A 12,858-nucleotide genomic window follows, 5' to 3' on the forward strand; every position below is an offset into this window, starting at 1 on the left:
CCCTACGCCTTTCTCGACTGATGATAGCGGTGATCGACATATTCGGCCAAGGCGAGCACGATCAGCACGATGGAGACCAGCACCAGCGTGAAGTGATTGGGCACGCCAAGCCGCCGCGCCGCGCTCTCGCCGCCGATCGACAGCACGGAAAGCAGAAACACGAAGCCAATCGCGGCAAAGCCGTTCATGCGGGCGAGAAACACGGCCGGAATGACCGCCAGCCCATAGGCTGGATTCCAGTCGGCGCGAACATTGCCTTGCACGCCGATGATGTCGACGGCGCCGGCAAGGCCGGCGAGCCCGGCGGAAATGGCAAAGACGGCAATCGTCAGGCCGGGCACGCCCAGCCCCGCATGAACCGCGGCGCGCGGATTGGCGCCGACGATCCGCAATTTCAGCCCAAATGCCGTTCGCGTCATCACCAGGTGCACGATGATGATTGCCGCCAGGCCGAGCAGCAGGCCACTGGTAATGGTGGTTTCGAACAGGCGCGGAAGCCGGTCTTCCACCGGCAGCGTGCGGGTCTGCGGCACGGTCGTGCCGGGATCGCGAAACACCAGCTTGACCAGCACGTTGGCGAGCGACGTGCCGAGGAACGTCATCATCAGCGTGGTGATGATCTCGTTGACACCCTGATAGGCGCGCAGCAGCGCCGGCACCAGCGACCAGATCATGGCGACCACCATTGCGATCAGGAACGCGCAGAACAACGCCAGCCAGGCTGGCATGACCTGCACCAGCACCGGAGCACTGGCCGCCGCCGTGACCGCGCCGAGCAGGAACTGGCCGTCCCCGCCGAGATTCCACATGCCCGCACGGAAGGCCACGATCAGGCCGGCGGCGAGAAACAGCAGTGGCGCCATGCGCGTCAGCGTCTGCTGGATGCCGAGCGGCGAGAACAGGCCTTTTTCCAGCACGTAGCCATAGTAAGCGAGCGGGTCGACACCGACGGCAAGCAGGATGCAGCCGGCGATGACGAGAGCGGCAAGGATCGGCCCAAGCGTCATCAGCAGCCGGCGCACTATGTCTCGCCGCGTGGCGGCGGCGCTTGTGGCATCGAGTGCGGTGGCGCCGCCGGTGGGTGCTGTGTCGATGCTCATGCGGCAAGTCCGATCATCAGGCGGCCGACCCTGGTACGGACGTCGTCGGCATTCGCCACGGCGCCGACCAGCGCGCCATTGGCAATGACGGCGATACGGTCGCACATGCTGAGCAGTTCCTCGAGGTCGGTGGAGATCAAGAGTACGGCGAGGCCCCGCGCCGCCGTGTCGCGGATGCGCTGGCGCGAAGCCAGTGTGTTGGCAAGATCGAGCCCATAGGTCGGCTTGTTGAAGATCACCACCTTCGCGCCTTCAGCCAGTTCCCGCGCCAGCAGCACCTTCTGGATATTGCCGCCGGAGAGCCGCGCAACGGGCGTCTTCAAGCTTGGCGTGCGCACATCGTATTCGCGCACGAGCTCGGCGGCACGCCTGTCGATCTCGGCGCGCTGCTCGACGCCGCTGCGCCAGAAGGGCGCCGCCCCGACCTGCTTGAGGAAGAAGTTGATGGAGACCGGGAACGTGCCGACGGTGCCCTCGCCCAGCCGGTCGTCGGTCAGGTAGCGAAGGCCGCGCTGGCGGCGTTCGCCGACACTCAGCGCTTCGATGGCGATGCCCTCCAGCCGGACCGAGCCGCTGGTCGCCGCCCGTTGACCGGCCAAGGCTTCCGCCAGTTGTTTCTGGCCGTTGCCATCAATTCCCGCGATGCCGAGTATCTCGCCCGGGCGAATGTCGAAGGAGATCGACGACAGGCCGGGTGCATTGTCGGTCGGCGCGACCGTAAGATCCGCGACCTGAAGCAGAGGCGCGGCACTGGCATCGACCGCGCGGGGCGGACGTTCGACCGCTTCGGGATCGTCCTCCTGCTTGCCGAACATCAACTCCACGATCTCGGAAATGATCTCCTGCTCGTCGTGTGCGCGAAACCGCTCGGGCGGGATCTCGCCCACCTTGCGACCGAGCTTGAGAACCGAGATGCGGTCGCCGAAAGCGGCCGCCTCCTTGAGCTTATGGGTGATGAAGACGATAGCCAAACCCTGTTCGACGAGGCGGCGCATCAGCGCGCCAAGTTCCTCGATCCCCTTCGGCGTCAGCATCGAGGTGGATTCGTCGAGGATCAGCAGTCGGCTGTTGCGCACCATGGCGCGCAGGATTTCGACCTGCTGCTGCTCACCCAGCGAAAGTTCCGAAACCTTGGCATGCAGTTTTACCGTGATGCCGAGGCTGCTGGTGATCTCGGCGACGCGGGCCGCAAGCTCTTCGGTCCTGGGGCGCTGCCACCAGGGCCCGCCAAGAAGCAGGTTCTCGGCGACCGTCAGGGTGGGCACCAGCATCATGTGCTGGAACACCGTTCCGATGCCAAGCGCCAGCGCATGGCGCGGCGACGTGATCGGCGTCGGTTTGCCGTCGACAAGGATGCGCCCCTCGTCCGGCTGCTGCAGGCCAGACAGCATGCCGATCAAGGTGGATTTTCCCGCGCCGTTCTCACCGAGCAGCACATGCACCTCGCCAGGGCGGATCGACAGGTCGATGCTGTCGTTGGCGATAATGCCGGGAAAGCGTTTGGTCACGCCTTCAAGCGCGACGATGTCGCGGCTGTCGAGGGACGATGAAGAACGACTGCTCATGAAAGCCCAGCACTGGAAACGGGAATGGTCCGGAGGGGCGGACCGATCGCCCCTCCGGCAGTCGACTTCTGATCGCCCTACTGGGCGACGCTTGTCATCAGCGCCCTGACGGCGGCAGCGTCAAAGACTGGCTCGACCTTGATCTTGCCGGAGATGACGTCCTCGCGCAGCGCCTGGATTTCGCTCCAGACCTTGTCGGGGATGGCGGCGGTCTTCAGGAGCTGCACGGAATCGTCCTTGAGGCCGATCGAATAATGCTTGGTACCGAACGTGTCGGCCTTCAGGTCGGCGATCATCGCCGCGTAGACCGGTTCGATGTTCCACACCACCGACGACAGCAGGAAGCCCTTGTCGATTGGCGACTTGTCGCCGATGACGTCGATGAAATAGACCTTGCCGCCATCCGCTGCCTTGGTCGTCTCCACCGCCTGCAGCATGCCGAAGCTGGAGCCGTTGCCCTGGCCGAAAATGATGTCGGCGCCCGAGGCGATAACGCTTTCGGTGACGCGCTTGCCGCCGGCCGCGTCGCTGTAGGCGGCCGGCCCGATCACCGCATAGGTGATCTTGACGTCCGGGTTCTCCGCCTTCACCCCTTGCGCGAAAGCCGCTGACTGCGAGTTCCACGATGGCGGTTCGCCGGAGACGACGATGCCGACCGACTTCGAGCGCGACATCTTGGCGGCGAGACGGCCGGCCAGATAGGCACCCTGGTGACCGCTCAGCGTGTAGTCGGCGACGAGGCCTTTCTCCAACCCGTTCGGCGTGTCGACGATCGCTACCGGAACCTTCAGTTCCTTGGCGATCTCGGGCGCCGAGGTGTTGTAGCCGCTGGCATGCGCGATCAGCAGGCTGGCGCCGTCGGATGCGAGTTCGCGCAGCGTCGGACGGACATCGCCATAGCCGAGGCCCTGGGCCACGACCACCTCGACGCCGGCTGCCTTGCCGGCTGCTTTTGCAGCATCGATGCCTTGCTGGTTCCAGCCATAGTCGGTGCCTTCTTCAGGCGTGAGGATGGCGATCGACTTGACTTCGCCGGCAAGCGCGCCGCCCATCAAGATACCAGACAGTATTAATGCACTTACGCTGCTCTTCAGGATCTTTAACATGTTACCCTCTCTGTTTGCTTTTCCAATCAATATTTTTATTGTTATTGCGCACGAGCGAGATAGACTGCCTGAGAAAACTACCCATGGAGCTCAGGCAAAGTGAAAATCCGTTACGTTCTCCCCGTGATGTTGGCGTTCACATCGCTTGCCAACGCGGTTGAGTTGCACCAGGTGATCGTCCGCAAGGGCACCGATGGGCTCGACATGGTGCCGTTGACGATTTCGAATGCCGGCCAGGAAGGCGTGTCCTGCAACGCCGATTTTGCCCACTGGTATTCAGAAGGGATCGCCACGATAGAGCCGGGCATGAGCGCTCGCCTCGAACTCTGGTTCGATCCCAAGACCGGCACCTTCACCATTCTCAACGACAAGCGCGAAAACCTGCCGGTCGAGCGCCTGTGGTGTGGCCTGGCGGGTCGCGCATATGCCACGCGCGTGCAGATCGCGCTCGACCGAACCGACGCCGCCAAAGGCGAGCGCGAGGTGTCCTGCGGCATGGAGCAGGACAGCCTGGCATGCCGGTAGGGGCTCATTGATCGGTCGGTCCGCGCCATCGTGCCCTATTCCTTCGCCAGGAACTTGTCGGTGAAGACATCGTCGGCCGACAGCGCCGCTTTGAGCACGCCCTGGTCGGTGAGCGTCTTCAGCGTTTCCTCCCACTGCGTCTTCGTCATCCAGCCGAGGCCATGGTCCTTGGTGTCGGGGCTGGTGAAGGTGGAGGCGATATCGGCGTTGATCTGCGCCAGCAGCACATCTTTCTTGTCGGCATAGCCTGGAGCAGCCTTTGCCGTGATCTCGGCGGCTTCTTCCGGATGGGCGACGACATAGTCGAAGGCTTCCCTATAAGCCTTGACGAAACGCGCAACGACGTCCGGCTTGTCCTTGATGATTGTCTCCGAGGTGAACAGGCCGGAGCCATAAGCCTTCCAGCCATGGTCGGCGCCCATCATGATGCTGAGCGAACCGGGACCACCCGCCTTGGCCTCCAGTTCGGGAACCTCGGCGTCGACATAGCCGACCACCGTCTGGACCCGGCCGAGAAGCAGATAGCTTTCATAGGGCGGCGAGACACTGTTCAGCGTCATGTCCTTTTCGGTCAGGCCGTTAGCCGCCAGGAAACCCTTGAAGAAGATGTAGGTCGAGCCAGCTGGATGAATGCCGATGGTCAGGCCCTTGAGATCGGCCGGCTTGGTGAGTTTCACCGTCTTGGCGAGCGACATGATTGCCAGCGGCGAGTGCTGGTTGACGGCGGCCAACGCCACCACCGGAACGCTCTGCGAGCGGGCCACGGCGAGCGTGGGAAGATCGCCGAAACCGAAATCCGCGTTCCCGTTGCCCACCAACCGCATGGCATCCGGCGAACCCGAACCCTTGCGGATTTCGGCGACGTCGATGTCGTTCTTGGCGAAGAAGCCTTTTTCCTTGCCGACGAAGAACATGGCGTGGTTGCCACGCACCACCCAATCGAGCTGGACGGTGACCTTGTCAGCCGCCAGCGCCGCGTTCGAGAAGCCAAGCGCGCCGGCAAAGGCCGCGAGCGTTGCTACCTTGATAAGTGAGCGTCTCAGCATTTTTGTTCCCTTTTATTGACGGTGGTTGATCGGCCTAAGCCTGGCTGAATTTCGGTGCCCATGGCACCACGATGCGTTCGAGGATTTCGGCGGCGTAGTAGAAGGCGATGCCGAGCACGGAGACGAGCAGCAGCGCCGCGAAGACCAGCGCGGTGTCGAGCTGGGTCGAGGCGAACTGGATGACGTAGCCCAAGCCGTCCGAGGCGCCGGCGAATTCGCCGACAATGGCGCCGATCACGCTCAGCGTGGCCGCGATCTTGGTTCCCGCCATCAGGTTGGGCAGCGAATGCGGGACGCGGATCCTGAACAGGATCTGCGTCGGGCTGGCGCCGACCGAATTCATCAGCGACAGCAGCGAACGGTCAACCGACTGCATGCCCGCCAGCATCGACAATGTCACCGGGAAGAAGGCGATGACCAGGATCAGCCCGATCTTGGGCGCGAGCCCATAGCCGAACCAGAGAATGAAGATCGGCGCGAGCGCCACCTTCGGCACGTTCTGGAACAGCACCACCAGCGGATAAAGCGCTCGCCCCAGCCAGTCGAAGCGCACGATGACCAGCGCAATGGCGACGCCGACCACGACGGAGACAAGGAACCCGAACAGGATCTCGCCGGCCGTCACCAGTGTCGCCTGCATCAGCGTAGCCCATTGCGCGACCAGCGATTGCGCGATCTCTGACGGGGCGGGAATGATGAAGGCGGAGATAGCGAAAATCCGCACCACGGCCTCCCATACGACGATCGTCGCCAGCAAAAGTATGACCGCCGGCAGCCAGCTCCCGGTCGCGGCCACCCAGCCGGGGGCGCGCCGCGAGTCGGAGGGGTGGGTGAGGGGTTGATCGCTCATGACGCGCCTCCAGGTTGGTGGCTGGCGCGCAGCATCGTGCGCAGTTGAACCACCAGCCTGACGAACTCCGGATCTTCCGTCACCGACAGATCGCGCGGATAGGGCAGTCCAATGTCGAGGCTTTCGGTGATCCGGCCTGGCTTGATCCCCAGCACATGAACATGGCGAGACAGGTGAATGGCCTCGTCGATGGAGTGGGTGACAAGAACGATGGTCTTGCCGGTGCGCTGCCAGATCTCCAGCAGCGACTGACCCATCTGGTCGCGGGTGATGGCGTCGAGCGCGCCGAACGGTTCGTCCATCAGCAGCACCGCCGGATCGAGCGCCAGCGCCCGCGCGATCGCGACGCGCTGGCGCATGCCGCCCGACAATTCGTTTGGTCGCTTGTGGGCGCTGTCTCCCAGGCCCACCAGTTCAAGCATCTCCTGGCCGCGCGCCCGTAGTTCCGCGCGCGAAAGCGACTTGTCGGCGATTCCGAGCAGCATGGAAGCGTTGTCGACGGCGTTCTTCCACGGCAAAAGGTTGGCATCCTGGAAGACGAGGCCGATCATGCGCTTGCGCGCCGCCTCGACCGGCGCAAGCCCGGCGATCGAAACGCTGCCGCTTGTCGGAGTTACAAGTCCGGCCAGCACCTTGAGCAAGGTGCTCTTGCCACAACCGGAAGGCCCAATGAGAGAAACAAACGAGCCCTTCGGTACCGAAAGATCGATGTTCTGCAGCACCAATTGCCTGGCCATGACAACCGAAACGCCTTTGGCGGAGATCAGGTCGTCGTGACGTATATGGGCCGGCCGGCCGCCGGCTGCCCGAATGGTTTCAACACGCATGGCTTGGCCCTCCATGCGGCGCCCCAGCCCGACCGGCCTTGTGAGCACGATGTGCCATGGCTACTCCCGGCCCTCCAGGATGCGCCGCACCGCGACGAGCTTGCGCGCCCGTTCGCCTTGCAGCGCCTTTGTCTGCTCGGGCGTGTAGGAGAACATGCCCTCCCCCGACTTGATGCCGAGCTTCGACGCGTTCGTCTTTTCCAACACCATCGGCGCGACATCGTCGCGATTGGAGAGATCGGCGTTGAGGAAGGACGAGACGGACTTGTAGATATCGAGGCCCGCCATATCGAGCAGCGCCATCGGCCCGATCACGGCGATCTTGTAGCCGATGCCCCAGGACACGCAGGTGTCGAGATCTTCCGGCTCGATGACACCGCGCTCGACAAGGTCGACCGCCTCGCGCAGCAGCGCATAGAGCACGCGGTTTTCGACGAAGCCCGGAACATCCTTCTTCACCACCACCGGCAAGAGGCCGATCGAGCGGATCAGGTCGCGAATCGTCGTCACGATATGCGGCGCGGTCTTTTCACCGGCGATCACCTCGATCATCGGGATGATATGCGGCGGGTTCGACCAGTGCATGCCCACCATCCGCTCGGGATGGGAGATGTGCGCCTGCAGCTTGGTGATCGGGATGCCCGACGTGTCGGACGCCACGATCGTGTCCGATGCGATCAGGCTGTCGATCGTGCGATAGACATCGGCCTTGATCGAAATGTTTTCAGGAACGTTCTCGATGACGAGGTCGGCGCCCGATACCGCGTCTGCAATGTCATCCGTGAAGCGGACCGTTCCGGCGCCGGCCGGAGGCACCGCGATACCCAGGGCGTCGAGAACGCCCTCGGCCACGCCCAGCATGGACCCCGCGCGCTCGATCGCGCCCGGGGCAACATCGTAGGCGACGACCTGCAGGCCGCCCCTGGCGAGCCGAGCGGCCATGCCAGGCCCCATCGTACCCAGACCGATGATGGCGATACGCTGGATCATTATGCTGCCCTGCTTTGCGTTGCTGCTTTTGATGCCGCGATGAGATCGGCCGCTTTCTCGGCGATCATGATCACCGCCGCATTGATGTTTCCGCAGACCAGGTCGGGCATGACGGAAGCGTCCACCACCCTCAGGCCCTCGACGCCGCGAAGCCGCAATTGCGGATCGACGACCGAGGCCGCGTCGGCGCCCATCCGGCAGGTTCCCGCCGGGTGATGCACGGTGATGGAGGTCTTGCGGATATGCTCATCGATCTCATCGTCGCTCTGGCACTTCGGGCCAGGGAAAAACTCCGCCTCGATGAAGGGCTGCATGGAGGGCTGCGACGCGAGGTCCCTCGCCACTCGGAAGCCGGCCCGAAGCGACTCCCAGTCTTTCGGTGAGGCGAGGAAATTCTGGTGGATCAGTGGCGCCGCGAGAGGATCGGCCGAGGCCAATTTCACCGCGCCCCGGCTTTCAGGCTGTGTCGCCACGATCCGTGTGGCGAACCCGTCCGGAAATGGCGCCTTGAACGGCTCGAAATACGGCCACGCGGCGAGCGGGGCGGCCGTGAACAGCAGTTGCACATCCGGCAACGGACGCTCCGGGCCGCTTTTCAGGAACGCGACCACCCCGCCTGGCACATCTCCCGAGAACCCTCGTCCCGTGAAGTAGGTCTTGGCGAAATCGAACCCGATCCGATCAGCACGCATGTTGCGAAGGAAAGGGCCGCCCGGCCCGCGGCGCCGGTACATGAGGATGACCGAGACGTGATCCTGCAGGTTCTTGCCGACAGCCGGCAGGTTGACCCGCGTCTGGATACCGTGCGCCGCGAGTTCCTCTGGCGCCCCTATGCCGGACAGCATCAGAAGTTGCGGCGTGTTGACGACGCCGCCCGAGAGCAGGACTTCCTTGCGGGCGACGACCGACCGTTGGCCGCCGCCATGGTTCACAACCACCCCGGCGGCGCGCGTGCCCTCCAGCGTGATCTTTGTCGCCATCGCTCCGGTCAGGACAGTCAAATTGGGCCGCTTCAGGGCCGGCCGCAGATAAGCGGACGCGGTCGAGCTGCGCCGACCGTTCGAGATCGTCATCTGGAGGCGGCCGAAACCTTCCTGTCGCTCACCATTGTAGTCGTCCGTCTGTGGATATCCTGCCTGCACGCTCGCTTGCGCAAAGGCGTCGATCAGCGGGTCCTTGTAACGGCAGAACTGGGTGCTGACCGGGCCAGTGCCGCCGCGAAAGTGGTTCGCGCCTCCTTCCCAGCTTTCCTGCTTGCGGAAATAGGGCAGCACCATGTCGTATGACCAATCACGGAGCCCGCTGGCCGCCCAACGGTCGTAATCGCCGCGATTTCCCCGCACATAGGCCATGGCGTTGGTCGATGAAGACCCGCCGATCACCTTGCCGCGGGCGCACTCGACCCTGCGTCCGCCGACATTGTCTTCCGGTTCGCAGAAATACATCCAGTCGTGGCGGCGCTCGGTCAGGATCTTGCCCCAGCCAAGCGGTATGTGGATCATGGGGTCGCGATCCCAGCCGCCGGCCTCGAGCAGCAGCACCGAACATCCGGGGTCGGCGCTCAGCCGGTTGGCGAGCACGCAACCGGCCGATCCGGCGCCAACGATGATGTAGTCGTAACTTTCCGTGTGCGGCATGGTGCGTTTCATTGCCTTGGTCCGGCGCTCCTGCGCCAGGGAACTATTGAAGCCGAGCCTGGACCATCCCGGCCACGGCCGGATGGACTAGGTATTCCTCAAGGCGGCCGGCACTAGGCCAGGCCGGCCTCTCTCAGACGCTGCGACCAGTGATTCCATCCTCGATCGATCTGGGCGCCGACGAGTTTTCCTGCCGTCTTTATCTCGCCCGGCGATAGATATTTGACATTGCCGATCCGCAGGCCGGCCGTGAGCGCTGCCGCTTCCTGCTCGAGATAGAACGCCCGGAAGACGACCTCACGCACGGAGTTGCCGACATTGACGACGCCATGCCGAGCCATGAGCACCACTGTCTGGTTGCCGAGACTTTCGGCGATATCCGCGCAAATCCCAGGGCTGCCGCCGAAGAGATCCGTCTCGTCGCCATTCTTGTCGCGAATCTCGTAGACCGGGACTTTCTCGCCGATGAAAGCTCCCATGTGGGTGACCGGCCGAAGCGGCGTATCGACGAAGCAGTACGGCAGGACAGCCGGAGAATGGGTGTGGAGCACACACTGAACGTCGGGCCGCGCCTTGTAGATCTCGCTGTGAATGTAGCGCTCAAGATAGGACGGGCGATTGTCCGACGTCTCGCCGTCGAGATTGAAACACTGGATGTCGTCGACCGTTATCAGGCTCGGAGCAAGCTTCTGCGCCAGGAAGAAGCTTTGGGGATCCTGGGGGGCACGGGCACTGATATGCCCGAACGTATCCATGATGCCTTCGTTCAGAAGGATCTTCGTCGCCGTGACCAGCTCTTCGAAGACCGTCTGGTGCGCTGGGCTGTTGTCTTTCATATCCAAATTCTCCCATTGCGCGGCGCTGGCGACCATTTTTATTCTTGTTATCGGTCGCCGATGCCGCGGACTTCACTTGTTTTCGTAGAGGCCGACGATCCGATTTTGCTCGATGATGTTTCCGGCATATTTCTGCAGGAACTCCTCCCTGGTAGGCGTCCCTTCGACCTTGGTGTCTAGGGCATAGACCCAGAAGTAATAGTGATGTTCTCCATGGCCTGCAGGCGGCTGGGGCCCGTAATACTGCTTGCCGCCGGCGCCGTTTGGCCCGACGCGAAATTTCTCCTGCGCGTCCGAAAGATCGGTCGTCGACGGATCGATGCCGTAGACGACCCAATGCGTGAAGCCGTTGGGCAAGGGAGCGTCGGGATCATGGCAGATGACCGCGAGTTCCTTCGTGCCTGCGGGGACGCCGCTGACCGTAAGCCTGGGCAACACATTACCTTTGTCGCCGGCATGCTCGTCGCGCAACTTCCCGAGCGGCTTGAAATCCGCCGACGTAATCTTGAGGTCCTTGATGTTCAGGGGCATGGAATTCGTCCTTCGCCAATTTCGATCGAACTAGACACCGGCCTTGAGGTCGGCGACGGATTTGCCCCCTACGCGCTGATGAACGCGCGGACCCGATGCGACGGCCACGCAGATCAAAAGCTCATCGGGGCGCGGGCCATCCGGCACGGAAAATGTGACAGCATCATAGTGGGAACGGATGTAGAGCTCGTCCTTATGGGCAAGCGGGATATCGATGGATGTGCCGGCTGCGGCGACCTTGCTGACCGACGAGATCCAGGCCTTGCCGCCGCCCACTTGTTGGCGAAGCGGATCTCCGAACACCGTGGTGATGCAGGCCACGACATGTTCCTGCTCGCCGGATGTGCCAGCAATACCACCCTTGCCATAGCTTTCGACCGGCCTGTTGCCGAGCAGCGCCACGGCCCGCTCGCCGAGCGCATGACCGATGGCTGAACTGGGATTGGTAAGGTCGGACAGTTCGGCGACGAACTTTCCGGCGAACGGATTGCGGATGACCACGCCAGTCGCGACTTTGACGAGAGTCTCGCCAGGCTCGCCGCCATCATGCCGGCTTTCCTGGACCGAGGCGTACCAACCCCTGACATCGTAATCCCGTTCGACTTCACTGGAATAGTTCATCTTGGTCTCCTGAAGGGAGCGCAGCTTGCGCGCGCGCCGACTAATTCGTTGAGCGGCTCGTCCGATGCTACTGCGGCCATGAGAAGACGCCGCGCAGCGGGTCGTAGCGGGCTGCTTCCAATGCCGCCGGCGTGAACATGTTTCCCTTCGAGAGCGAGCGGTTCGCCGCATAGTCGCCGGACAGGGCCTGGCAGCGATCGGTGATCGGGCGAATGCGCTTTTCCCACGCGACGAGCGCGTCCTCGACCGAAGAGCCAGTCTCCAAATCTTGCGACAGGCTGAAGGCATTGACCATCGCGCAACCGGCGCCCTGGGCAAGAGCCGGACACATCGCATGGGCGGCATCTCCCACCAGGGCGACCTTGCCTCTTGTCCAGCTGTCAAGCTTGGTCGTTTCGTACTTGTCGTACCTGGCGGTTTTCAGCTTCGCCGCCTCGACCAGGCACGGCTCCAGGAAAGGGAACATCTCGACCCAGACCTCAAGGTCGATCGGCACCTGCGATCCCCGCGGATCGGCGGCTGGCGCCATGAGGCCGAGATAAAGTTCATTCTCGTTGCAGGGCGAGTAGAGTATCCGCTGAACGCGCGGCCAGAAGTTCCACATGTCTATTGTGTTGTCCCACTCGCCGTGACCGAGTTCCTTCTTCTTGCGAGGCACGATCAGCCGGATGAGACCGTCCTTGGAAACCCATCGGTCCTGCTTGAAACCTATGGAGTCCCTGACCTTGGAGCCAACGCCGTCGGCACCGACGATCAGGTCGGCTTCGAGGACCTCTCCGCTCTGAAGCGTCATGCGGCCATCCGGATCGGCGGCGACCGCTTCCGAGTTGACCGATATGTCGACGCCCAGCGCGCGGGCGCGGTTGACCAGGGCATCATGCAGGTGGCTCCGGGTCATGATGCGCCAAGGGAGACCGTTGAACGTCTCCTTGGAAACCGACTTGTTATGCATCCAGGTCTCGTAGGTCGGGGGCGTGTGCGAACCTTGGAGAACATCATCCAGGGCGCCCAGTCCTTCGAGCACGCGAAGACCATTGTGCCAGAGATAGATGCCCGCCCCGAATGCCCGCAGCTCCGAGCTCTTTTCGTGCAGCCTGACATCCCAACCGTTCTGCCTCAGAGCGATGGCGGCCGTCAGGCCGGCAAAGCCGCCGCCAGCGACCTCGGCACGGCGCGCCTTACCCTGGGTTTTATTTACATTGGCCATTTTCTATCCTGATGCTG

General features: G+C 63.0%; 13 protein-coding genes. 1 reads left to right on the forward strand and 12 read right to left on the reverse strand.

Annotated features, from left to right (window positions below; translation table 11 throughout):
• Window positions 1–2: 2 nt before the first annotated feature.
• The 3 genes from AC3CB8_RS27755 to AC3CB8_RS27765 form a co-directional block, all read right to left on the reverse strand.
• Window positions 3–1,100: a putative B6 ABC transporter permease subunit 2 gene (locus tag AC3CB8_RS27755; protein WP_023770379.1), complete on the reverse strand. Its 1,098-nt coding sequence runs from the start codon at window positions 1,098–1,100 to the stop codon at window positions 3–5.
• The gene (locus AC3CB8_RS27760; RefSeq protein ID WP_023770380.1) at window positions 1,097–2,665 is read right to left on the reverse strand and encodes a putative B6 ABC transporter ATP-binding protein; all 1,569 of its coding nucleotides are present in this window, start codon (window positions 2,663–2,665) and stop codon (window positions 1,097–1,099) included. Before AC3CB8_RS27760 ends, AC3CB8_RS27755 begins: the two co-directional genes overlap by 4 nt.
• A 77-nt stretch (window positions 2,666–2,742) precedes the next feature.
• Window positions 2,743–3,771, reverse strand: coding sequence for a putative B6 ABC transporter substrate-binding protein (locus AC3CB8_RS27765; protein ID WP_031240072.1), 1,029 nt, complete (start codon window positions 3,769–3,771; stop codon window positions 2,743–2,745).
• 99 nt (window positions 3,772–3,870) lie between these two features.
• Between AC3CB8_RS27765 and AC3CB8_RS27770 the strand changes: the two genes are divergently transcribed.
• Window positions 3,871–4,296: a hypothetical protein gene (locus AC3CB8_RS27770; protein WP_023781364.1), complete on the forward strand. Its 426-nt coding sequence runs from the start codon at window positions 3,871–3,873 to the stop codon at window positions 4,294–4,296.
• A gap of 35 nt (window positions 4,297–4,331) precedes the next feature.
• On the opposite strand, the gene AC3CB8_RS27775 is transcribed toward AC3CB8_RS27770, so the two are convergent.
• From AC3CB8_RS27775 to AC3CB8_RS27815, 9 genes are all read right to left on the reverse strand, one after another.
• A complete protein-coding gene (locus AC3CB8_RS27775) occupies window positions 4,332–5,342 on the reverse strand; it encodes an ABC transporter substrate-binding protein (protein ID WP_023770383.1) in 1,011 nt (336 codons plus the stop codon).
• A 34-nt stretch (window positions 5,343–5,376) separates the two neighbouring features.
• Window positions 5,377–6,192: an ABC transporter permease gene (locus tag AC3CB8_RS27780; RefSeq protein WP_023770384.1), complete on the reverse strand. Its 816-nt coding sequence runs from the start codon at window positions 6,190–6,192 to the stop codon at window positions 5,377–5,379.
• The gene (locus AC3CB8_RS27785) at window positions 6,189–7,019 is read right to left on the reverse strand and encodes an ABC transporter ATP-binding protein (protein WP_352563759.1); all 831 of its coding nucleotides are present in this window, start codon (window positions 7,017–7,019) and stop codon (window positions 6,189–6,191) included. The genes AC3CB8_RS27780 and AC3CB8_RS27785 overlap by 4 nt, the downstream gene beginning before the upstream one ends.
• Before the next feature lie 60 nt (window positions 7,020–7,079).
• Window positions 7,080–8,009 (reverse strand): 5-formyl-3-hydroxy-2-methylpyridine 4-carboxylate 5-dehydrogenase, encoded by a 930-nt coding sequence (fhmpcd1, locus tag AC3CB8_RS27790; protein WP_023770386.1) that lies wholly within the window; start codon window positions 8,007–8,009, stop codon window positions 7,080–7,082.
• Complete coding sequence (locus AC3CB8_RS27795) at window positions 8,009–9,646, reverse strand: GMC family oxidoreductase (protein WP_352563781.1); 1,638 nt, start codon at window positions 9,644–9,646, stop codon at window positions 8,009–8,011. The genes fhmpcd1 and AC3CB8_RS27795 overlap by 1 nt, the downstream gene beginning before the upstream one ends.
• A 113-nt stretch (window positions 9,647–9,759) precedes the next feature.
• Window positions 9,760–10,482, reverse strand: coding sequence for a class II aldolase/adducin family protein (locus AC3CB8_RS27800; RefSeq protein WP_352547742.1), 723 nt, complete (start codon window positions 10,480–10,482; stop codon window positions 9,760–9,762).
• A gap of 72 nt (window positions 10,483–10,554) precedes the next feature.
• Window positions 10,555–11,013 carry a YbhB/YbcL family Raf kinase inhibitor-like protein gene (locus AC3CB8_RS27805; protein ID WP_015315976.1) on the reverse strand — a complete coding sequence of 153 codons (459 nt, stop codon included), beginning with the start codon at window positions 11,011–11,013 and terminating at the stop codon, window positions 10,555–10,557.
• 30 nt (window positions 11,014–11,043) lie between these two features.
• Window positions 11,044–11,634, reverse strand: coding sequence for an amino acid synthesis family protein (locus tag AC3CB8_RS27810; RefSeq protein ID WP_023770390.1), 591 nt, complete (start codon window positions 11,632–11,634; stop codon window positions 11,044–11,046).
• Window positions 11,635–11,701: 67 nt separating this feature from the next.
• Complete coding sequence (locus tag AC3CB8_RS27815; RefSeq protein ID WP_352563758.1) at window positions 11,702–12,841, reverse strand: FAD-dependent oxidoreductase; 1,140 nt, start codon at window positions 12,839–12,841, stop codon at window positions 11,702–11,704.
• Window positions 12,842–12,858: the final 17 nt, after the last annotated feature.

The organism is Mesorhizobium sp. P160927, from assembly GCF_057766385.1.

Excerpts from the sequence above, each read along its gene's own strand:
- AC3CB8_RS27765 (WP_031240072.1), bottom strand. The coding sequence starts at position 3,771 with ATGTTAAAGATCCTGAAGAGCAGCGTAAGTGCATTAATACTGTCTGGT.
- AC3CB8_RS27800 (WP_352547742.1), bottom strand. The coding sequence starts at position 10,482 with ATGAAAGACAACAGCCCAGCGCACCAGACGGTCTTCGAAGAGCTGGTC.
- AC3CB8_RS27815 (WP_352563758.1), bottom strand. The coding sequence starts at position 12,841 with ATGGCCAATGTAAATAAAACCCAGGGTAAGGCGCGCCGTGCCGAGGTC.
- AC3CB8_RS27775 (WP_023770383.1), bottom strand. The coding sequence starts at position 5,342 with ATGCTGAGACGCTCACTTATCAAGGTAGCAACGCTCGCGGCCTTTGCC.
- AC3CB8_RS27795 (WP_352563781.1), bottom strand. The coding sequence starts at position 9,646 with ATGCCGCACACGGAAAGTTACGACTACATCATCGTTGGCGCCGGATCG.
- AC3CB8_RS27780 (WP_023770384.1), bottom strand. The coding sequence starts at position 6,192 with ATGAGCGATCAACCCCTCACCCACCCCTCCGACTCGCGGCGCGCCCCC.
- AC3CB8_RS27785 (WP_352563759.1), bottom strand. The coding sequence starts at position 7,019 with ATGCGTGTTGAAACCATTCGGGCAGCCGGCGGCCGGCCGGCCCATATA.
- AC3CB8_RS27755 (WP_023770379.1), bottom strand. The coding sequence starts at position 1,100 with ATGAGCATCGACACAGCACCCACCGGCGGCGCCACCGCACTCGATGCC.
- AC3CB8_RS27760 (WP_023770380.1), bottom strand. The coding sequence starts at position 2,665 with ATGAGCAGTCGTTCTTCATCGTCCCTCGACAGCCGCGACATCGTCGCG.
- fhmpcd1 (WP_023770386.1), bottom strand. The coding sequence starts at position 8,009 with ATGATCCAGCGTATCGCCATCATCGGTCTGGGTACGATGGGGCCTGGC.
- AC3CB8_RS27810 (WP_023770390.1), bottom strand. The coding sequence starts at position 11,634 with ATGAACTATTCCAGTGAAGTCGAACGGGATTACGATGTCAGGGGTTGG.
- AC3CB8_RS27805 (WP_015315976.1), bottom strand. The coding sequence starts at position 11,013 with ATGCCCCTGAACATCAAGGACCTCAAGATTACGTCGGCGGATTTCAAG.